The sequence below is a fragment of the Pseudomonas sp. Tun-23181 genome (assembly GCF_057415455.1).
In genome coordinates this window covers 1,147,245-1,166,950 of sequence record NZ_CM171630.1, presented here as the reverse complement: position 1 = coordinate 1,166,950, position 19,706 = coordinate 1,147,245, and the positions used below count along the sequence as shown (strand labels likewise).

Genomic DNA, 19,706 nt, shown 5'->3' with positions numbered 1-19,706 from the left:
TACAAGCGGTGCGAGAACTGAACGCCGCACCGCTTCTGCTTCCCCCTAGATCGCCGAAAACACCACACCCGTGCGCGATGCCGCATTGCGAATGTGCTCCTGCATCGCGCGTTGCGCCCCGGCCTGGTTGCGACGGGCGAGCTGGCGCAGGATCTTGCGGTGTTCCTGCCAGGTTTCCATGGCCCGTTCCGGGCGAATGAACGGCAGCTTCTGGCTCTCCAGGAAGATGTCCTGGCTGGCGGTGATCACCTGCAGCATGGCGCGATTGCCGCTGGCCTCCAGCAGGCGGCGGTGGAAGGCGAAGTCGAGGCGGGCGGCGGCGTCGAAATGGCCGGCGCGCAGTTGCAGGCGCATCGCCTCGACGTTGGCCTCCAGCTCGTCGATGTCCGCAGCCGTCAGGGACAGGGCCGCCAGGCCCGCGGCGAACCCTTCCAGCGCATAACGCAACTGGAAGGTATCGGCAGCGGACACCTGCTCGGCATAGGGCCAGGAGAAGCCGGCGGAGGCAGGGCTGGCCGGCGCCTGGACGAACACCCCCTTGCCCGGCTGCACGCTCACCAGCCCTAGCGCACTCAAGGAAGACAGCGCTTCGCGCAGGGAGGCACGGCTGACCCCGAGCTGGTCGGCCAGCTCGCGTTGGGAGGGCAGGGCGTCGCCGGGTTGGTAGTTGCCTTCCTGGATCAGCTTTCGGATGGCGTGCAAGGCGATTTCCGGGACTGCGCGGGGAAGAGTATCGAGCATCGGTTCAGGCCCGTCGGCGGAGGTTGTCTGCGCTTTGTAAAGGCTTTGCCCGTTGCCTGGCAAGCCTTGCGCTGCACTGGCGCAGGCCCATGGGCGATTGCACGAAAGCAGTGCGCGGCGATGAACCTGTTGGTACATGCGCTGCGCAACTGTTCAGACCAGTAAGACCGTGCGAGGCCTTGCCCGCGATGCCTTGCCGGTGCATGCGGGCAAGGCTGGCACGGGCTGTGCACTGGCCAGGGCAGGCAACCTCTGTGCTCACCTTCGAGGCATTCCCATGAAAAACTTCCGCTCGTTGCTCCTGGCCACCCTGTTCTGCGGTAGCGCTCTGGCCTTGCCCCAGGCCCAGGCCGACGCCCTGGCCGACATCACTGCCCGTGGCGTGCTGAAAGTGGCCGTGCCCCAGGACTTCCCGCCCTTCGGCTCGGTAGGCCCAGACCTCAAGCCCCGTGGGCTGGACATCGACACCGCGCAACTGTTGGCCGACAAGCTCGGCGTCAAGCTGGCCCTGACCCCGGTCAACAGCACCAACCGTATTCCCTTTCTCACCACCGGCAAGGTCGACCTGGTGATCTCCAGCCTGGGCAAGAACCCAGAGCGAGAAGCCGTGATCGATTTCTCCCGCCCCTATGCGCCGTTCTACCTGGCGGTATTCGGGCCGGCCGACACGGCGATCGACGACATCGGCGCCGTGGCCGGCAAGACCATCAGCGTCACCCGTGGCTCGATCGAAGACATGGAGCTCTCCGCCGTCGCGCCCCAGGGCGCGATCATCAAGCGTTTCGAGGACAACAACTCGACCATCGCCGCCTACCTGTCGGGCCAGGTCGAGCTGATCGCCAGCGGCAGCGTGGTGATGGCCGTCATTGCCGAGAAGAACCCGACCAAGGTGCCGGTGATGAAGGTCAAGCTCAAGGACTCGCCGGTGTATGTGGGCCTGGCCAAGCAGGAGCCGGCGCTGTTGGAGAAGGTCAATGCCACCCTGGATGCGGCCAAGGCCGACGGCAGCCTTGGGCGCAATGCCGAGAAGTGGCTGAAGCAGCCGCTCCCGGCCGACCTGTGAACGGCACCTGGAGTCGTTGACCCATGGCCTATCAATTCGACTTCGCCCCTGTGCTGGCCCAGGGCGACCTGCTGCTCGAGGGTGCACTGTTCACGCTTCAGCTGACGGCGGTCGGCACCCTGTTCGGGATCGCCATCGGCGTGCTCGGCGCGGTGGTGCGCGCCTGGCGGCTGCGGCCGTTCGATGCGCTGTTCGGCCTGTACGTGGAACTGATCCGCAACACACCGTTCATCGTCCAGCTGTTCTTCATCTTCTTCGGCTTGCCGTCGCTGGGCGTGCGGCTGACGGAGTGGCAGGCGGCAGTGCTGGCCATGGTGATCAACCTCGGTGCCTATTCCACCGAGATCATTCGCGCGGGCATCCAGGCCATCCCCAAGGGGCAACTGGAGGCCGCTGCGGCGCTGGCCATGAGCCGTTTCGAAGCGTTCCTCCACGTGGTGTTGCAGCCGGCGCTGGCCAAGGTGTGGCCGGCCCTGTCGAGCCAGATCGTGATCGTCATGCTCGGCTCGGCGGTGTGTTCGCAGATCGCCACCGAGGAATTGTCGTTCGCCGCCAACTTCATCCAGTCGCGCAACTTCCGCGCCTTCGAGACCTACCTGCTGACGACCGTCCTGTACCTGGGCATGGCCATCCTGGTGCGCCAGCTGCTGGCCTGGATGGGGCAGCGCTTGCTGATGGGGAGACGCTGAATGGATTTCACCTTGTGGGATATCGTGCGCAACCTGCTCGTGGGGTTGCAATGGACCTTGCTGTTGTCGCTGGTGGCGTTCGCGTGCGGTGGTGTCGTCGGCCTGGCGTTGCTGCTGGCCCGGATTTCCGACAACCGATTGCTGCGTGGTGTGGCCAAGGGCTACATCGAACTGTTCCAGGGCACGCCGCTGCTCATGCAACTGTTCATGGTGTTCTTCGGCATTGCCCTGTTCGGCATCGATGTGTCGGCGTGGATGGCGGCGGCCATCGCCTTGACGCTGTTCACCAGTGCCTTTCTGGCCGAGGTCTGGCGGGGTTGCGTAGAGTCTATCCCGCATGGCCAGTGGGAGGCCTCCGGCAGCCTGGCGATGGGGCGCCTGGAGCAATTGCGCCACGTCATCCTGCCCCAGGCGCTGCGCATCGCCATCGCGCCCACCGTGGGGTTCTCGGTGCAGGTGGTCAAGGGCACGGCGGTGACTTCGATCATCGGTTTCACCGAACTGACCAAGACCGGCGGCATGCTCGCCAACGCCACCTTCGAACCCTTCCTGATCTACGGCCTGGTGGCCGTGGGTTACTTCATCCTCTGCTATCCGCTCTCGCTGAGCGCCCGTTACCTGGAAAGGAGGCTGCATGCCCCTGCTTAGAGTGTCCGCATTGCATAAGTACTACGGCGACAACCATGTGCTCAAGGGCGTCGACCTGAGCATCGAGGAGGGCGAGGTGGTCGCCATCATCGGCCGTAGCGGTTCCGGCAAGAGTACCTTCCTGCGCACCCTCAATGGTCTGGAGTCGATCAGCGACGGGGTGATCGAAGTGGACGGCGAGTACCTCGATGCCAGCCGCGCCGACTTGCGTTCGCTGCGGCAGAAGGTCGGCATGGTGTTCCAGCAGTTCAACCTGTTCCCGCACCTGACCGTGGGCGAGAACGTCATGCTCGCCCCCCAGGTGGTGAAGAAGGCAGGCCAGGCCGAGGCCCGCCAACTGGCCGAACGGATGTTGGCCAGGGTCGGCCTGGGCGACAAGTTCGAGGCCTACCCGGATCGCCTCTCCGGTGGCCAGCAACAGCGGGTGGCGATCGCCCGGGCGCTGGCCATGTCGCCCAAGGTGCTGCTATGCGACGAGATCACCTCGGCGCTCGACCCGGAGCTGGTCAACGAAGTGCTCGGCGTGGTGCGCCAGTTGGCCAGCGAGGGCATGACCCTGATCATGGTCACCCACGAAATGCGCTTCGCCCGAGAGGTGGGTGACAAGCTGGTGTTCATGCACCAAGGCAAGGTGCATGAGACAGGCAACCCGCGGGAGGTGTTCGCCGCGCCGAGAACGCCGGAGCTTGCGAATTTCATCGGGGCGGTGGTGCAGCAGGGGTAGGGGCGCTTGCCCCAGGCCTTGCGCACCAGGATGTCTAAACCTAGACCCTGATTACGAGGTGAGAGACAGGGCTCTTCTCATGCGAAACGCTCGAAACGATAGGGGCTCGGGTCGATCAGGGGGGGATGCTGCGAAACCAGGTCGGCTGCCAGTTGACCTGCCGCGGGTGACGTACCGAAACCATGCCCCGAGAATCCGGTCGCCAAGGTAAGCCCAGGAATGTTGGGGACTGCACCGATCACTGGGTTGGAATCCGGTGTGACATCGATGGTGCCGGCCCAGGCCGAGGCGATGCGGGCCTGCTCGAATTCGGGCCATGCAGCCTTCAAGTTGCGCATGGCTTCATCGTTCAGGGCCGGGTTAGCTTGCGGGTCCTGGATCCGTACACGTTCGAAGGGGGTCACCTCTGTGGCATTCCAGCGTCGAGCCAGGGCCAGATCCTTGAAGAAGTGCTTGCCGAAACTGATACGCAGGACATCACGCTGCGTTCGCAACTGAGGCAGGTAGCGTTTTCCCAGGAGCAAGTGGTCCAAGGTCAGAAACGCATCCAGCGCGCCACGCTGAGTGATGATGAACCCTCCGTCCTTGTGCTTGCGGAACGAAAAGTCCGGAGCGCCCACGGCGATGTCGGTCGGCCCCTCCATCGGCTCGGTACGCAGTACCGAGCACGTCAACGGTAATGTGGGCAGGTTGATTTTCAGGTTGCCCAGGAATTTGCGTGACCACAAGCCACCGGCAAGCAGCACTTGGTCGCAGCTTATCTCGCCGTGCTCAGTCACGACCCCGCTCACCCTCCCCGCAGCCGTTACCAGTGTACGGACTGCGCAGTTTTCCACGATCACCGCCCCCTTGGCGATGGCTGCTCGGGCGATGGCGCTGGAGGCCAGGGTCGGTTCTGCGCGGGCGTCCGAAGGGGTATAGATACCGCCAGCCCAGTTGGCCCGGCCACCGGGCACCAGCTGGGCGATTTCCTTGCCGCTAAGCAGGCGGGAGTCCAGGTTCAGGCCCCCTACGCTCTTTAGCCAGCTCTCGTGCAGGCCCATCTGGGTCTCGTTACGACTGATGAACATGATGCCTGCCTGGCGGTATCCGACATCGGCCCCCACACGTTCGGGCATGCCCGCCCAGAGTTGGTCGGCCGCCAACGCCAGGGGCATGTCATGGGCATGGCGATTGGTCTTGCGTACCCAGCCTAGGTTACGCGACGACTGCTCGCCCGCGATTCGGCCTTTTTCCAACACCACCACGGGAATATTGCGTTCAGCGAGGGTGAGTGCGGCGGTCAGGCCGATGATGCCTGCGCCAATGATGACGACCGTAGTCGAACGAGGATGGGCGGCACTGGTGTGAACGGGATCGATGGTAGGAGGCATGGCGTCACTCACGGGCGGATCGAACGGGGGCAGTCATGAGGCCTGGCGTATCACTGGCCGAGGCGGATCATCGACACGTGTGCACTGGATGCACCGCGGTAGGCGGTGACCTCCAGCTCGACCTTGTACACGGTCGAGCCAAGCGGTGGGCAGGTGACCGTGGTGGCGGGATCGATACCACGGAACTTCTCGCCGATCACCTCCATCACGCGCGGCACATCGCTTGGGTCCTGGATGAACACGCGGGAGCAGATGACGTCCGCCAGGCTGGCATCGACTGCCGCCAGCGCGGCTTCGATATTGGCGAAGACCTGGTGGGCCTGGTCGATGACATCTTCCGGAATGACCTGGGTCTGTGGGTTGCGCCCTGCGGTGTTGGAGACGTAGATCCAGTCGTCGACTGCGACCAGGCGAGAGTAGCTGGCCATGTCTTCGAATGTGGAGCCGGTCTTGAGTTTGGTGATCTGCATCATGGGGTAACCTTTCGAGGGGGTTGCGCAGGGGTTAGCTGAGAACGGGTTTTTCCCAGAGGTTGAGCTTCACGCCGATGCCTTTCTCGATCGCGTTGCGGTAGACCACGGTGCCCCAGGCGACGTCTTCCACGGGCATACCGCCTACCGACATGAGGATGATTTCCTCGTCGTCCAGGCGGCCAGGCGCTTCGCCGCTGATGATCTTGCCGATGTCTTCCACCTGTTCCGGGGCGAGCTTGCCTTCGGCGATCATGTCCATGAAGCGCACGCCCACCAGTGGCACGTGGTTGTGGGCAGGCTTGGGCAACTCTTCGAACCAGGCTTGGTAGAGGCCGGTGTTGTCCACCACCTTGCGCACGTCCACCCGCTCCATGCCCTCGTCGATGCTGCACGGGGCGGGCATGGCTAGGAAGGCGCCTGGCTTGACCCACTCGCGCCGCACGAGGGGATAGGTGGAAGGGTCGCCGACTTCGCCCGAGCTGCAATAGCTGACCAGGTCGGAGCCACGCACGACGTCCTCCAGGGTCTGTACGACCTGGATGTCGACGATCTGCGGGAAGGTCTGTTCGACCCAGGCAACGAAATCATCCAGGTTCTTCTGGCCGCGTCCCTTGATCTTGATCGTGTCGATCAAGGGGCATACCGCCATGAACGCGGCAACGGTGGTCTTGCCCATGACGCCAGGCCCGGCCAGGCCGATGACCTTGGCGTCCTGGCGTGCCAGATGACGGGCGCCAACCCCAGGAATGGCACCGGTGCGATACGCCGACAGCAGGTTGGCCGACATGTGTGCCAGCGGGGCGCCGGTATCGGCGTCATTGAGGGTGAACATCAGGATCGAGCGGGGCAGCCCCTTTTCCCGGTTGGCGATGTTCGAGCCATACCATTTGGCGCCGGCGGTGCGGAAGTTGCCGCCCAGGTAGGCGGGCATGGCCATCATGCGCCGGTCCGCGGTGGGCTTTGGCATGTGCGGGAACGGCGAATGCTCGGGGAAGGTGATCATCGCACCGTGGGAGTCGTTGTTCGGGCCGGCCATGCGGTAGTCGCCCTGGTAGAGCAGGCCGAACATCTCCTCCATGGTGTCGACACAGGCGGGCATGTCGGTCACGCCGGCGCGGATCATGTCTTGTTCGCTGAGGTAGATGAAGTCGATTCGGGTGTCGAGGGTCATAGCGGATCTCACAGCGCAGGCGGCTCGGATGGCACCGCTGCAGTCGGGTTTTTTGTTGTGGTTCGACCAAGAGGAGAGGGTGGTCAGGTCGTCGTAGGCTGATGTGCAGTTTCGCTAACGACGGGTAGGTCGTCTTGTGTCAGCCTGCCAGCGGGATTGACCATCCGTGCCATGGCTTGAGTTGGCGATCGAACACGGGCGCGCCTGGCGCAGGGGCCCGTGGGTGTCGATGCGGCTGCTTTAGAAGGGAATTGCCACGGTCAATTGGCTGTAGACGTTGGTGCCGTTGCCGCCTACCTGGTTGCCGCCATTGCCTTGGTCCTTGCGTGGCTGGTACAGGCCCACCAACGGGCTGACGATCAGGTGCTCGTTGACCGCCCACTCCACGTAGACATCGAGCTCGCGGGCATCGAGGTCGAGGCTGTCGCGGGTGCGCAGGGTATCGAAGTCGAAGTACAGGGCGCCGACCGTGAGGTTTTCCAGCGGTGTCGCCTTCAGGCCGACGTGATGGATGCCGGTATTGCTGTTGAAGGGGCCGGCGTAGTTGGCGGCGACCTCGCCCTGGAACCAGGTGCCGTAACCACTGGACAGCCCGCTGAACAGCGAGTCCCAGCCTGCCGAGTAGCGGGTGTAGCGGTAGGTCAACTGCGGAGCCCAGGGCAGGTCGGCGAAGGTGTAGCCGGCCTGCAGGTACCAGGCCTGCTCGGGGCCGTCGTGTTTGTCTTGCCAGGCATACTCGAAGGCGAAGCTGGCATTGTCGATGCCGGCGTTGCCTTCGCCGCGCACGCTGTAGACATCCATCCCGGCCCGGGCCTTCTGGAAGTCGCTGGCCCACCGGTCGCTGACATCGATGCCGTGGATCCAGGTCAGGCCCAGGGTGCCGAGGGCATGGGCGTAGTCCAGGGTGCCTGCGGCCAGCTCGGTCTCAGCCTGGGCGCGGTTGTCGGACTTGAGCCACAACAGGCTGCCGTGCAGGCCGTCCTCGCCACCTAAGCGCAGCATCGCCGTGCGATCGAAGGCATGGCGGGCGGCCAGGTAGTAGGCGCCGCCCCGGTCCAGTGCGCCGTCGGCCACGCCGTTGCCCAGGTTGGGGCCGTCGTCGTTGATCAGGAAGCCGCTGCCCAGGCGAATCACCTGGCGGCCGGCGGAGATGTCCACGCCGTCCTTGCCCAATCGCGGCAGCAGGTCGCCCGAGCGCCAGCCAAGGTAGGCGTCCTCGATCTTGGTGGTGCGTTCGGAGCCGTCGGTGTTGCCGGCCGCATCGCCATCGCCCCAGGTGGCGGAACTCACCCAGTTCAGGGCGCCGTACAGCGTGCCGTTGCCCGCCAGCCCCTGGTGGCCGCTCAGGCCGTACTGGAGGAAGCCCTCGCGCCAGGTCGAGCCGCCCGGGGTGCCGTCGTAGTTCTTGCGGCTGTTGAACATGCCCCAGACCGCGAGCATGTCGGCATTCAGCTGGCTGTCGTCGTCGGCATACAGCTCGTAGGCCGGCGCGGCCTGGCTGGCGAGCAGTGTCGCCAGGGCCAGGGTGGACAGCGTTCGTGGTTTGACCATTGCTCTTCCCTCGTTGTCATGCGCGCCTTGCCAGGCGCTTTTGTTGTACGTGGGCACCCCGTTTCGGCGAGGGCCGTCGCGGTTGGCAGCGACGGCTTATTAGCGCGTGTCGGCTAGGGCGGGGTCTTGTTCGTGGCTGCCAAGGCGCTTGCACGCCTTGGCCAGAAACAGAGCAGGAGGGCGACAACGTGATCGGGGCGAGCGTGTCGCCCGGAGCTTCAGTAGCGGATCATCACCGACTTGAGTTCGGTGAAGTCGTCGATGAACGCCGAGCCGAACTCACGGCCGATGCCGGACGCCTTGATGCCGCCGAAAGGCACTGCCGGGTCGAGCAAGGTGTGCATGTTGACCCACAGCGTACCGGCCTGGATTTCCGGGATCAGGCGCATGCCCTTGCCCAGGTCGTTGGTCCACAGGCTGGCGCTCAGGCCGTAGGGCGAAGCGTTCATCAACTGCAGCAACTCATCTTCGTTGTCATAGGGCAGGAAGGTGGCTACCGGGCCGAAGGTTTCCTGGTTGAGCAGCGTGTCGTTGGCGCTTCTGGCGAGAATCACGGTGGGCTCGACGAAGCAGCCCGGGCCATCGCCGATGTTCCCGCCGTGGATGATCTGGCTGCCTTCGGCGCGTGCAGTGGCGAACAGTTCGGCCAGCTTCTGCTGGTGTGGCTTGTTGGCCACTGGCCCGAACTGGGTGGACTCGTCCAGCGGCGAGCCGATCTTCAACTGGCCCAGGCGTTGGGACAGGGCATCGAGCAGCGGGTCGATGCGCGAGCGGTGCACGTAGAAGCGCTCGCCGGCGGCGCAGATCTGCCCGGCGTGCAGGAAACCGGCCTCGATGATGCCGTCGACCGCCTTGTCGGTGCCCACATCGGGCAGGAAGGCCACCGCGTTCTTGCCGCCCAGCTCCAGCGTGGCTCGGGTGAGCTTGGCGCCCATGGCGGCCTGGCCCACGGCGATGCCGGTGGGCACGGAGCCGGTGAACGATACCTTGTCGGTGCCCGGGTGCTCGACCAGCGCCTTGCCCACCAGGCCGCCGCCGGTCAGCACATTGAGCGCGCCGGCCGGCAAGCCGGCTTCGCTGGCCAGTTCGGCGACGCGCAGCAGGGTCAGGGGCGTGAACTCGCTGGGTTTGATGATGATGCTGCAGCCGGAGGTCAGGGCCGAGGCCAGCTTCCAGATGGCGATCATGGTGGCGAAGTTCCACGGCACGATGCCGACCACCACGCCGATCGGTTCGCGCAGGGTGAATGCGCTGTAGCGCTCGCCGGCGAACGAGGGCAGGGAAGGGGTGATGGTCTGGCCGGTGATCTTGGTGGCCCAGCCGGCGTAGTAGCGCAAGAAGTGTGCGGCCTGCTCGACCTCGAAGGCGCGGGCAATACCGATCAGCTTGCCCGACTGCAAGGTTTCCAGCTGAGCCAGCTCTTCGCGGTTGGCTTCCAGCAGGTCGGCCAGCTTGAACAATACCGCGGCGCGGGCTGCCGGGCTGGTGCGCGACCAGTGGGTGAAACCCTGGCGGGCCGAGGCCACGGCCTGGTCGACGTCGGCCTGGTTGGCGTCGGCGATATGGGCGATGGTCTGGCCGTTGGCCGGGTTGACCACGGCGATCTTCTCGCCGCCTTGGCTGGCCACGGCCCGGCCGTGAACGAACAGGCCATGGTCGCGGGCCAGGAATGCGTTGACGGAAGGAAGCAGGGGGATGTCGCTCATGGGAACTCCAGAGGGGCAGGTGAGGATCGGCCGGCAGGCCGCCAAAGCGTTCGAGCATAGTGAGCGGTGTGGTGCCGGTCTTGTGTCCCCGTGACAGCACCATGACTCTGCCTGCCACGGGGCGCGAAGCGGCCCCCAATGACAACTCCATGGCAGCCAGCAACAAAGCCCACGGCAGCCATCGGCAAGACGCCATGCCATGCGAGGCGCACAGTAGCCACGCAGGGAGGCAGGCAACCGCCGTGCGTGCAGGTTCGCTTGCTGCGTTCAACGCCATAACAACAAACCGGGGCACAACGATGTCACTCAACAACACGCTCACCGAGCATCTCAACCGGGGCAGTGTCGGTTTCCCCACAGCGCTGGCCAGTACCGTAGGGCTGATCATGGCCAGCCCGGTGATCCTCACCGCGACCATGGGCTTCGGTATCGGCGGCGGCGCCTTCGCCATCGCCATGGTCATCGCCGCGCTGATGATGCTGGCGCAGTCCACGACCTTCGCCGAGGCGGCCTCGATCCTGCCGACCACCGGCTCCGTCTACGACTACATCAATTGCGGCATGGGCCGTTTCTTCGCGATCACCGGTACGTTGTCGGCGTACCTGATCGTGCATGTGTTCGCAGGCACCGCCGAGACGATCCTGGCCGGGGTGATGGCGCTGGTGAACTTCGAGCACCTCAATACCCTGGCCGAGTCCGCCGGTGGCTCGTGGCTGCTCGGGGTCTGCTTCGTGCTCGCGTTCGCGGTGCTCAACGCCTTCGGAGTCAGCGCGTTCAGCCGCGCGGAAGTGATCTTGACCTTCGGCATGTGGAGCACCCTCATGGTGTTCGGCGTGTTGGGCCTGGTCGCCGCGCCGGCGGTGGAGTTGCAAGGGCCGTTCGGTGCCTCGCGGGTCGGTACCGACCTGATGACCATCCTCTCGCTGATCGGCATGGCCATGTTCATGTTCGTCGGCTGCGAGTTCGTCACGCCGCTGGCGCCCGAGCTGCGCCGCTCGGCCTGGGTGCTGCCCAGGGCGATGGCCCTGGGCCTGTTCGGCGTGGCCAGCTGCATGTTCATCTACGGTGCAGCGATGAAGCGCCAAGTGGAGAACGTCGTGCTCGATGCCGCCAGTGGCCTGCACCTGCTCGACACGCCCATGGCCATCCCGCGTTTCGCCGAGCAGGTGATGGGGGATATCGGCCCCGTCTGGCTGGGCATCGGCTTCCTGTTCGCCGGTGCCGCCACCATCAACACCTTGATGGCCGGTGTGCCGCGCATCCTCTATGGCATGGCGGTCGATGGCGCGTTGCCGAAAGCCTTCACCTACCTGCATCCACGCTTCAAGACGCCACTGCTGTGCATCCTGGTGGTGGCGTTGATCCCGTGCCTGCATGCCTGGTACCTGGGCGGCAACCCGGACAACATCCTGCACCTGGTGCTGGCGGCCGTATGCGCCTGGAGCACCGCCTACCTGCTGGTGACCTTGTCGGTGGTGATCCTGCGTATCCGCCGCCCCGATCTGCCTCGCGCCTATCGCTCGCCGTTGTTCCCGCTGCCGCAGATCGTTTCCAGTGCCGGCATCCTCCTCGGCATGGCGTTCATCACTCCGCCAGGGATGAACCCGGCAGACATCTATGTGCCGTTCGCCGTCATGCTCGGCGGCACTGCGGCCTATGCGCTGTTCTGGACGCTGTGCGTGCAGAAGATCAACCCGTTCAAGCCCGCGCGGGTCGAGGATGTACTGGAGAAAGAGTTCGCCGCCGAGCCGGGCCAGGCCGTGGAGCACGTACAGCATGATCAGAAGTTTGCGTGAGCGCCTGCTGGCCCCGCGTGCCCCGGCCGGCTACCGGCCCGGGGTTACGCTCGGGCACCTGGCGCGTAATCTCGGGCAACTGGACATGCACTGGCTGGAGCCGGCTGCCGGGGTGATTCAGGGCCCCGCGCAGGGCTGGCGTGCCGAGGTGCGCGAGCGCGTCGAGGCGCACCTGCTGATGCATGTGGTGACCTGCGAATTCCAGTTGTGCGTGCCGGCCCTGCAACCGGGCGATGTGCGGCTGCAGCTGCGTCATACCGGTGCGGTCCGTCGTAGCGGCGTGGCCTGCGTGTATCGCGCCGGCGATAAGGCACGCTTCGCCCAGGTGCGTGACCACCTGCTGAGCGATGGGGCATTGCAGGCGGCGCTGATGCCACTGGATTTCAAACGCCTGACCCTGGAGTGCCTTGGCGGGCAATGGTGCCTGGGCCTGGAGCACATGGGCGGCAGCGAGGTGGTCAACCGCATGCCGGCGTTTCGCCGCTACCTTCAGATCAGCCCGCAACAGCGCGAGCATCTGTCGAACAGCCTGGCCTTGCTCAGTGCGTCGCTGCAACGCATCTGAGTCAGGCTGGCATGTCCCCAATGCCGGTCAGTTAAGACTTTCAGTTGTCATTTGGGGCCGCTTCGCGCCCCATCGCCGGCAAGCCGGCTCCCACATTGTCCGTGCAAACCGCATCATGTGTGGTCGCCGCGGTCCCTGTGGGAGCCGGCTTGCCGGCGATGGGCTGCAAGGTAGCCCCAAAAATGACAAAGCGCCGCTTAACTGACTGACATATTAGGCACGTCCCTTGCTTTTTTTCTCGGTGAAAGATGACCGTTGTGCATGCATTGTTAACATGTTATCAATGCATGCATAACAACAAATTCTGCGTCGAGGGCAGCCATGCACACTCAACAACCCGACCGCCAGGGGCTGGAACGCTGGACCCTGGCCATGCAGCAGATCTGCGGCCGTTTCGAAACATCGCTCGCCTCCAATCACTCGCTGTTCATCGGCGAGGTGTTCGCCTGCTCCCGTGCCGGCCTGCCGGTAGCCAACCTGCGCACCAACGCCGGCAGGATCCGTCGCCTGGGAGAAAACCCCGCGCTCGATGATGACCAGCACTGCTTCTTGGTCAGCCAGCGCGCAGGACATGCCTGCGTGGCGCAGGATGGCATGAGCGTCAGCCTGGCACCTGGCGAGCTGCTGTTGATGGACTCGGTCGGGCCGTGCGAGATCACCCCCAACGGCCTGATCGAGCATGTCTCGCTGGCGCTGCCCCGGGACCAGGTGCGCAAGCATGTGCAAGGCACTGGCGCGATGTTCGGCAAGATCTCCTCGACCAATGCCTGCGGGCGCATGCTCCATATGCTGATGGACCAGTTGTGCAAGGAGGGCAGCGGCAGTGACGATGGCGCCCAGGGCGAGGCACTGCAGAGCGCTTTCATTGCCTTGCTCGAGCCAGGCTTCGAGCGCAGTGGTGCCAGCCCCTGCAACCTTGGCACCCTTAATGGGAGCAGCCTGCGCCGCTATGTGCAGCAGGTGATCGACGAGTCGCTGTCCCAGCCCGGGCTCACGCCGGCCAGCCTGGCGGGGCGGCTGAACATTTCCGTGCGGCACCTGTACCGCCTGTTCGAGGAGCAGGGCGACAGCGTCTGCCGCTACATCCAGCGTGCGCGCCTGCAGCGCAGCGCCGACGACCTGGCCAACCCGTTGTTCAGAAGCGAGTCGATCACCTCGATCGCCTACAAGTGGGGGTTCACCGATTCGGCGCATTTCAGCCGCTCGTTCAAGAAGCAGTTCGAGCGCTCGCCCAAGGATTACCGGGCGCAGGCCATGGCCTGAAGATCACATGCCTTGCCGACGAACGAAAACGCCGCCTGTGCTCCGGCACAGGCGGCGTTTTCGCGAGCGACCGGCCTCAGGCCACGGCCAGGTAATGCTTGACGAACGATTCGCTCAGCACCTCCCACAGCACCGGCGTGCCTTTGGTGACGAACCAGGCATCGCCGGCCTTGTAGCGGGTGACCTGGCCGGTGGATTCGTCGGTCAACTGGATTTCGCCGGTGACGATCACCGCCTGCTCGTCGAATGGATAGACCATGCGGAACGTGCCGCGGGTGGTGCCGAAGTAGGCACTGCTGACCGGGTCGGTCGGTGCGCCGTGGGTCATCTTGCCGAAGGCCTTGACTTCGCCTTCGAGGATTTCCGAGCCCAGGTCGGCAACAGTGCCCCAGTCGTCGAGTTCGGACAGTTGTACGCCTTGCTTGGCGGCGGTAAGGGTCATGGCAGTTCTCCAGTGGTGAGAGGAAAGGTTCAACGACGGCCGTTGAAATAGCCCGAGAGCTGGTGCACGGTCTTGCCGGCAGTGAGCAGCAGCGGGCGGAAATGCTCCTTGCCGAGGATCCGCGCATGCTTGACCGAACTGATCAGGTCATAGCGCGAGGAGCCTTCGTGCATGCCCTCGGCGAGGATCTTGCAAATGATGTGGCTGGGCGTGACGCCAAAGCCGGAATAGCCCTGGACATAGAACGCGTTGGGACGGTTGCTCAGTGTGCCGATTTGCGGGAACAGGTTGGCGCTGGTGGCCATCGGGCCGCCCCAGGCAAGGTCGATGCGCACGTCCTTTAGGTAGGGGAAGATCTTCAGCATCAGGGCGCGGTTCCAGGCCTTGAGGTCCAGCGGAATGCGTTCGATGAAGGGGGTGGCGGCACCGAACAGCAGGCGGTTCTCACGGGTCACCCGGTAGTAGTCGATCACCGGGCGGATATCGCTGTAGGCACCACGGATCGGGCTGATGCGCAGGATCTGCTCATCGGACAGCGGCTCGGTCATCAACTGGAAGGCGTAGGTGTTGATGATGCGTGCATGCAGTTCCGGTTCGAGCTTGTTGAGGAAGCTGTCGCAGGCCCACAACAGCTTGCTGGCGCGCACCGAGCCGCGGCCCGTACGCACCTTGATGCGCTCGCCATAGGTCACCTCCAGGGCCGGGCTGTGTTCGAAGATCCGCGCACCGTGGCCGACCAGGGCCTGGGCTTCGCCCAGCAGCAGGTTGAGCGAGTGCACGTGGCCGGCGCCCATGTGCAGCAAGGCGCTGGTGTAGGCGTCGCTGCCGATGATCTGCCGAACCTCCGAGCCGCCCAGGAAGCGGATCTCGTCACGGCGGTTGATCGCCTTGAAGTCCTTTTCCCAGGCGCGCAGGGTCTTTTCCTGGCGGCGGTTGAAGCCCATGTAGCCATAGCCGTGGCAGAAATCGGCATCGATGGCGTAGCGGGCGATGCGCTCCTGGATGATGCCTGCGCCCAGTTCGCTGATTTCGAAGATGGCCTTCAGGCCCTGCTCGCCGACACTGCTTCTGATCTTCTCCAGGTCATGGCCGATGCCCGCCATGATCTGCCCGCCATTGCGCCCGGTGCCGCCGAAACCCAGGTAGCGAGCCTCGAGCACGACGATGTTGGTGATGCCTTTCTCTGCCAGCTCCAACGCGGTATTGATCCCCGAGAAGCCCCCGCCGATGACCACGACATCGGCCTCGATGTCGCTTTCCAGGGTGGGGAAGCTCAGGTTGTACTTCTTGGTTGCGCTGTAGTAGGTCGGGGTTTCGATGGTGATCATGACGCAGCCTGCTGAATTGGAGTTGTGGTAGGGCCGTCGCGGATGGGCGCTCGCACGTGGGGTCATTGAGCACCTAACGATTGGTAGGTGTCTTGTCCGAGCATGCCATGGAGTTTAACCAGCCTGCCAATAAGGCGTATAGGCGGCATACTTGACGTTGGATGAAGACTCCTTGATCATGCACATCATGAATATCTTAATTAGCCTTCCACGCTACCGTCGCTACGCCACCTCTACCTGAGGCGGTCGTTGCCCCGTGCACGTCATCCGCCCGAGGCGGTTGGACGTGTGTCTCGCTCCTCGGGCCTTTACCCAAGGAGTTGTCATGAGCGATCCACAGACCGACCTGATCGGCCACCTGCAAGCCAGGGGCTTCATTCACCAGAGCACCGACCTCGAGGGTTTGCGTACGCACCTGCAGGAGGGGCCACGGACCTTCTACCTGGGCTTCGATGCCACGGCCGACAGCCTGCATGTCGGGCACCTGCAGGGGCTGATGCTCATGCGTTGGCTGCAGCGCGCCGGGCACCGTCCGATCCTGTTGATCGGCGGCGCTACCACGCGCATCGGCGACCCGAGCTTTCGCGACGAAAGCCGGCCAATCCTCGACGAGACGCAGATCCAGGCCAACATCGCCGGCATCACCCGCACCTTCGGCCGCTACCTGCAGTTGAGGGAGGGCGCGGGCCTGGTGGTCGACAACGCGCAGTGGCTCGACGGCATTGGCTACTTGCAGTTTCTCGACCAGGTGGGCCGCTACTTCTCGATCAATCGCCTGCTGACCTTCGACGCCGTGCGCCAGCGCCTGGACCGGGAGCATTCGCTGTCGTTCCTGGAGTTCGGCTACACCTTGCTGCAAGCTCACGACTTCACCGAACTGGCCCGCCAGCACGACTGCACCGTGCAGTTGGGCGGTGCCGACCAATGGGCCAACATCATCAACGGCGTCGAGCTGGCCCGGCGCCGCGACAAGCGCCAGTTGTTCGGCCTGACCATGCCGCTTTTGACCAGCAGTGACGGCAAGAAGATGGGCAAGTCGGTCAATGGTGCGGTATGGCTCGACGAGCGTCGCCTGCCGAGCTTCGACTTCTGGCAGTTCTGGCGCAATTGCGATGACCGCGATGTGCCGCGCTTTTTGGCCTTGTTCACCGAACTGCCCCTGGCGCGGATTGCCGAGCTCACTCGCGAAGGCGGCGCGGCCTTGAACCAGGCCAAGGCCTTGCTGGCCGACGAGGTCACCGCCTTGGCCCACGGTGCCGAGGCGGCGCGCCTGGCGCGTGAGGCGGCAAGCGGCGTGTTCGGGCAGGGCGAGGGCGCCGGGTTGACCACCATCACCCTGGCTCGGGACGCACTGGCGGTGCCGAGCCTGGCCGAGGTGCTGGTGCAGGCCGGCCTGCAGCCTTCGCGCGCTGCGGCCAGGCGCCTGGCCGACGGTGGCGGCTTGCGTCTGGAGGGTGAGGTAGTGCACTCGGCGGACCTGGCATTGCCTGCCGATCGCCAGGCATGGCGGGTGAGCCTGGGCAAGAAGCGCCATTACCGCCTGGTCCTCGAATGATCGAATGCTGGCAGATTGGTTAATGTACTCACGAGCGCGTGCTGGCATACTCGCCAGCACGCTTTTTTCACGATGCCCAGGTACGCATGACCACACCAAGACCTTCCCTGACGCTCACCCTGCTGCAAGCGCGTGAAGCCACCATGGCGTTCTTTCGCCCGTCGTTGAACGCCCATGACCTGACCGAACAGCAATGGCGGGTGATTCGCATCCTGCGCCAGCAGGGCGAGCTGGAAAGCCATCAGTTGGCTGAGCTCGCCTGCATCCTCAAGCCCAGCATGAGCGGCGTGCTCAAACGCCTCGAGCGCGATGGCATCGTGACCCGGCGCAAGTCGCCGGAAGACCAGCGACGGGTGTTCATCAGCCTGACGGTCAAGGGGCAGCAGGCGTTCCTGGCGATGAGCGAGGAGATGGGCCGCAACTATGAAAAGATCCTCAGCCAGTTCGGTGAGGAGAAACTCGAGCAACTGATGCAACTGCTCGACGACATGAAGAAGATCAAACCGTGACGCGCCGAGCGCCACGGCCAGCGGCTCAAGGGTTCAGCGACAGCGAGTCGTCGAGGATCTTCAGCAGCGATGCCGCGCGCCGGGCGTAGACGGCGGGGGCGGCGTACATCAGCTCCACATGCAGGCTGTCGATGATGCCCAGGTATGCATCGGCATAGACCTCCAGGCGGGTGTCCTGGGTGTGCGCCCAGCCGTATCGTGCGCGCAGGGCCTGGCAGAAACCCTCGCGCACAAGGTCCAGGTAGCGTTCGAAGCCCGAGGTGACGATTGGCTTGATGCTGGCCGGGGGCGCGAACGCCGTGCGCAGGATGAACCGCAGGTTGGCCGATGCCTGGTAGCGCTCGGCAAGGTGCAGCACCAGCCAATGCCCCGGGGCGACATCGTCTGCGGCTTCCTGCCGGAAGGCGTGCTCGACGAACGCCGTTTCGTGTGCCAGCGCACGCTGGAAGACCTCCACGAACAATGCATCCTTGTTGGCGAAGTGGGCGTACAGCGAGGCTTTGCGTATACCCGCCCGTTGGGCGATTTCGTTCAGCGAGGAGGCGTCGTAGCCGTATTGCGCGAAGTGGCCGACGGCGGCGTCGCAGACACGTGCCGCAGAGGGGGAAAGCGCTTTCAACAAAGTCACTCCGTCAGGGGCGCGTGAAGGTCGCGCGCTGTTGGAAGGGGATTTTGGTGATCGCCAGGGCCACGGTCAAATGCTTCCGCCACGCCGATCCGCCAAACCATGGAAAGTACAATTTTCCCCTTGTAACGTGCATTTCTCGGCAACTTTCAACGCCACATACTGAACGTGTCATCGAGACTTTTCGGCTGCCCGTTGCTGCACCGGGCCTGCACGCTGACGATCCAATAATAAAGAGACCGTTCATGAAAAAGCCAAATCCCTTGCTGGAAGACCTCAAAGCCATTCTGCCGACCATTGCCGCCAATGCCTTCCGGGCAGAGCAGGACCGCAGCGTCCCTGCCGAGAATATCGCCCTGTTGAAGAGCATCGGCATGCACCGGGCGTTCCTGCCCAAGCAGTACGGCGGCATGGAGATTTCCCTGCCACAGTTCGCCCAGTGCATCGCGCTGCTGGCCGGTGCCTGTGCCAGTACCGCGTGGGCCATGAGCCTGCTGTGCACCCACAGCCACCAGATGGCGATGTTCTCACCCAAGCTGCAGCAGGATGTCTGGGGTGCCAACCCGGATGCCACGGCCAGCAGCAGCATCGCGCCGTTCGGCCGCACCGAAGAAGTCGAAGGCGGTGTGCGCTTCAGTGGCGAAATGGGCTGGAGTTCCGGCTGCGACCACGCCGAGTGGGCGATCCTGGGCTTCCGTCGTCAGAATGCCGAAGGCACCCAGGATTACTGCTTCGCCGTCCTGCCACGCAGCGATTACGAAATCCGTGACGACTGGTATGCCGTCGGCATGCGCGGCAGCGGCAGCAAGACCCTGATCGTGCGGGAGGCGTTCGTGCCCGAGCACCGTATCCAGAAAGCCAAGGACATGATGGAGGGCAAGTCGGCAGGTTTCGGCCTCTATCCAGACAGCAAGATCTTCTTCGCCCCGTATCGCCCTTACTTCGCCAGTGGTTTCTCGACCGTCAGCCTCGGTGTCGCCGAGCGCATGCTCGAGGTGTTCCGCGAGAAGACCCGCAACCGCGTCCGCGCCTACACCGGCGCCGCCGTCGGCGCGGCCACGCCGGCGCTCATGCGCCTGGCCGAGTCCACGCACCAGGTGGCCGCCGCACGGGCCCTGCTGGAAAAGAGCTGGGACGAGATCGCCGACTACAGCGAGCGCCACGAGTACCCGTCACGCGCCACCCTGGCCTTCTGGCGCACCAACCAGGGCTACGCGGTGAAGATGTGCATCCAGGCGGTCGATCGCCTGATGGAAGCCGCCGGTGGCGGTGCCTGGTTCGACAGCAACGAGATGCAGCGCCTGTTCCGTGACGCGCACCTGACCGGCGCCCACGCCTACACCGACTACGACGTCTGCGCGCAGATCCTTGGCCGCGAGCTGATGGGCCTGGAGCCCGATCCAACGATGGTCTGAGCCGCCGCCAGGCGGATCCCCGATACAACCACAATAACGAACAGGGCAGGTCCCCTTGGCCTGCCCGGG

At 64.5% G+C, this 19,706-nt stretch carries 19 protein-coding genes; 10 read left to right on the top strand and 9 right to left on the bottom strand.

Going from position 1 to position 19,706, the window contains the following annotated elements; genetic code table 11:
• Positions 1-45 precede the first annotated feature (45 nt).
• On the bottom strand, positions 46-741 hold the full coding sequence (locus tag ACDI39_RS05830) for a FadR/GntR family transcriptional regulator (RefSeq protein WP_225788981.1): 696 nt from the start codon (positions 739-741) through the stop codon (positions 46-48).
• Between the two features lie 277 nt (positions 742-1,018).
• Between ACDI39_RS05830 and ACDI39_RS05825 the strand changes: the two genes are divergently transcribed.
• Genes ACDI39_RS05825 through ACDI39_RS05810 form a run of 4 tightly spaced genes read left to right on the top strand, consistent with a single transcriptional unit; the run spans position 1,019 to position 3,865 of the window.
• Positions 1,019-1,804 (top strand): transporter substrate-binding domain-containing protein, encoded by a 786-nt coding sequence (locus tag ACDI39_RS05825; RefSeq protein WP_225788982.1) that lies wholly within the window; start codon positions 1,019-1,021, stop codon positions 1,802-1,804.
• Between the two features lie 23 nt (positions 1,805-1,827).
• Positions 1,828-2,493, top strand: coding sequence for an amino acid ABC transporter permease (locus ACDI39_RS05820; RefSeq protein WP_225788983.1), 666 nt, complete (start codon positions 1,828-1,830; stop codon positions 2,491-2,493).
• Positions 2,494-3,141, top strand: coding sequence for an amino acid ABC transporter permease (locus tag ACDI39_RS05815; protein ID WP_486537997.1), 648 nt, complete (start codon positions 2,494-2,496; stop codon positions 3,139-3,141).
• Positions 3,128-3,865, top strand: a complete 738-nt coding sequence (locus ACDI39_RS05810) for an amino acid ABC transporter ATP-binding protein (protein ID WP_225788985.1) — start codon at positions 3,128-3,130, stop codon at positions 3,863-3,865. The genes ACDI39_RS05815 and ACDI39_RS05810 overlap by 14 nt, the downstream gene beginning before the upstream one ends.
• 77 nt (positions 3,866-3,942) lie before the next feature.
• Here the strand turns inward: ACDI39_RS05810 and ACDI39_RS05805 are convergent, their stop codons facing one another.
• From ACDI39_RS05805 to ACDI39_RS05785, 5 genes are all read right to left on the bottom strand, one after another.
• On the bottom strand, positions 3,943-5,238 hold the full coding sequence (locus tag ACDI39_RS05805; RefSeq protein ID WP_225788986.1) for an NAD(P)/FAD-dependent oxidoreductase: 1,296 nt from the start codon (positions 5,236-5,238) through the stop codon (positions 3,943-3,945).
• A gap of 50 nt (positions 5,239-5,288) precedes the next feature.
• On the bottom strand, positions 5,289-5,711 hold the full coding sequence (locus tag ACDI39_RS05800; protein WP_225788987.1) for a RidA family protein: 423 nt from the start codon (positions 5,709-5,711) through the stop codon (positions 5,289-5,291).
• Between the two features lie 31 nt (positions 5,712-5,742).
• Entirely contained in the window at positions 5,743-6,882 is a 1,140-nt protein-coding gene (locus ACDI39_RS05795) for an ornithine cyclodeaminase family protein (RefSeq protein ID WP_225788988.1), read from the bottom strand.
• 240 nt (positions 6,883-7,122) lie between these two features.
• Positions 7,123-8,433: an alginate export family protein gene (locus ACDI39_RS05790; RefSeq protein ID WP_225788989.1), complete on the bottom strand. Its 1,311-nt coding sequence runs from the start codon at positions 8,431-8,433 to the stop codon at positions 7,123-7,125.
• Between the two features lie 218 nt (positions 8,434-8,651).
• A complete protein-coding gene (locus tag ACDI39_RS05785) occupies positions 8,652-10,139 on the bottom strand; it encodes an aldehyde dehydrogenase family protein (RefSeq protein ID WP_225788990.1) in 1,488 nt (495 codons plus the stop codon).
• Positions 10,140-10,438: 299 nt separating this feature from the next.
• Between ACDI39_RS05785 and ACDI39_RS05780 the strand changes: the two genes are divergently transcribed.
• The 3 genes from ACDI39_RS05780 (at position 10,439) to feaR (ending at position 13,763) form a co-directional block, all read left to right on the top strand.
• The gene (locus ACDI39_RS05780; RefSeq protein WP_225788991.1) at positions 10,439-11,935 is read left to right on the top strand and encodes an APC family permease; all 1,497 of its coding nucleotides are present in this window, start codon (positions 10,439-10,441) and stop codon (positions 11,933-11,935) included.
• Positions 11,916-12,500, top strand: a complete 585-nt coding sequence (locus ACDI39_RS05775; RefSeq protein ID WP_225788992.1) for a DUF3156 family protein — start codon at positions 11,916-11,918, stop codon at positions 12,498-12,500. Before ACDI39_RS05780 ends, ACDI39_RS05775 begins: the two co-directional genes overlap by 20 nt.
• Positions 12,501-12,821: 321 nt before the next feature.
• Positions 12,822-13,763, top strand: a complete 942-nt coding sequence (gene feaR, locus ACDI39_RS05770) for a transcriptional regulator FeaR (protein WP_225788993.1) — start codon at positions 12,822-12,824, stop codon at positions 13,761-13,763.
• Between the two features lie 76 nt (positions 13,764-13,839).
• Here the strand turns inward: feaR and ACDI39_RS05765 are convergent, their stop codons facing one another.
• Together ACDI39_RS05765 and ACDI39_RS05760 are read right to left on the bottom strand one after the other, a co-directional pair.
• Positions 13,840-14,205 carry a cupin domain-containing protein gene (locus ACDI39_RS05765; protein ID WP_225788994.1) on the bottom strand — a complete coding sequence of 122 codons (366 nt, stop codon included), beginning with the start codon at positions 14,203-14,205 and terminating at the stop codon, positions 13,840-13,842.
• Between the two features lie 29 nt (positions 14,206-14,234).
• Positions 14,235-15,533: an NAD(P)/FAD-dependent oxidoreductase gene (locus tag ACDI39_RS05760; RefSeq protein WP_225788995.1), complete on the bottom strand. Its 1,299-nt coding sequence runs from the start codon at positions 15,531-15,533 to the stop codon at positions 14,235-14,237.
• 325 nt (positions 15,534-15,858) lie between these two features.
• Here ACDI39_RS05760 and tyrS point away from each other — a divergent pair, with 325 nt between their 5' ends.
• The gene (gene tyrS, locus ACDI39_RS05755; protein WP_486537992.1) at positions 15,859-17,088 is read left to right on the top strand and encodes a tyrosine--tRNA ligase; all 1,230 of its coding nucleotides are present in this window, start codon (positions 15,859-15,861) and stop codon (positions 17,086-17,088) included.
• 86 nt (positions 17,089-17,174) lie between these two features.
• Complete coding sequence (gene hpaR / locus ACDI39_RS05750; RefSeq protein WP_225788997.1) at positions 17,175-17,597, top strand: homoprotocatechuate degradation operon regulator HpaR; 423 nt, start codon at positions 17,175-17,177, stop codon at positions 17,595-17,597.
• Between the two features lie 25 nt (positions 17,598-17,622).
• Here hpaR and ACDI39_RS05745 read toward each other — a convergent pair whose 3' ends face one another.
• Positions 17,623-18,216 carry a TetR/AcrR family transcriptional regulator gene (locus ACDI39_RS05745; protein ID WP_253105257.1) on the bottom strand — a complete coding sequence of 198 codons (594 nt, stop codon included), beginning with the start codon at positions 18,214-18,216 and terminating at the stop codon, positions 17,623-17,625.
• A 251-nt stretch (positions 18,217-18,467) separates the two neighbouring features.
• On the opposite strand from ACDI39_RS05745, the gene ACDI39_RS05740 reads away from it, so the two are divergent.
• On the top strand, positions 18,468-19,637 hold the full coding sequence (locus ACDI39_RS05740) for a p-hydroxyphenylacetate 3-hydroxylase oxygenase component (RefSeq protein WP_225788999.1): 1,170 nt from the start codon (positions 18,468-18,470) through the stop codon (positions 19,635-19,637).
• Positions 19,638-19,706: the final 69 nt, after the last annotated feature.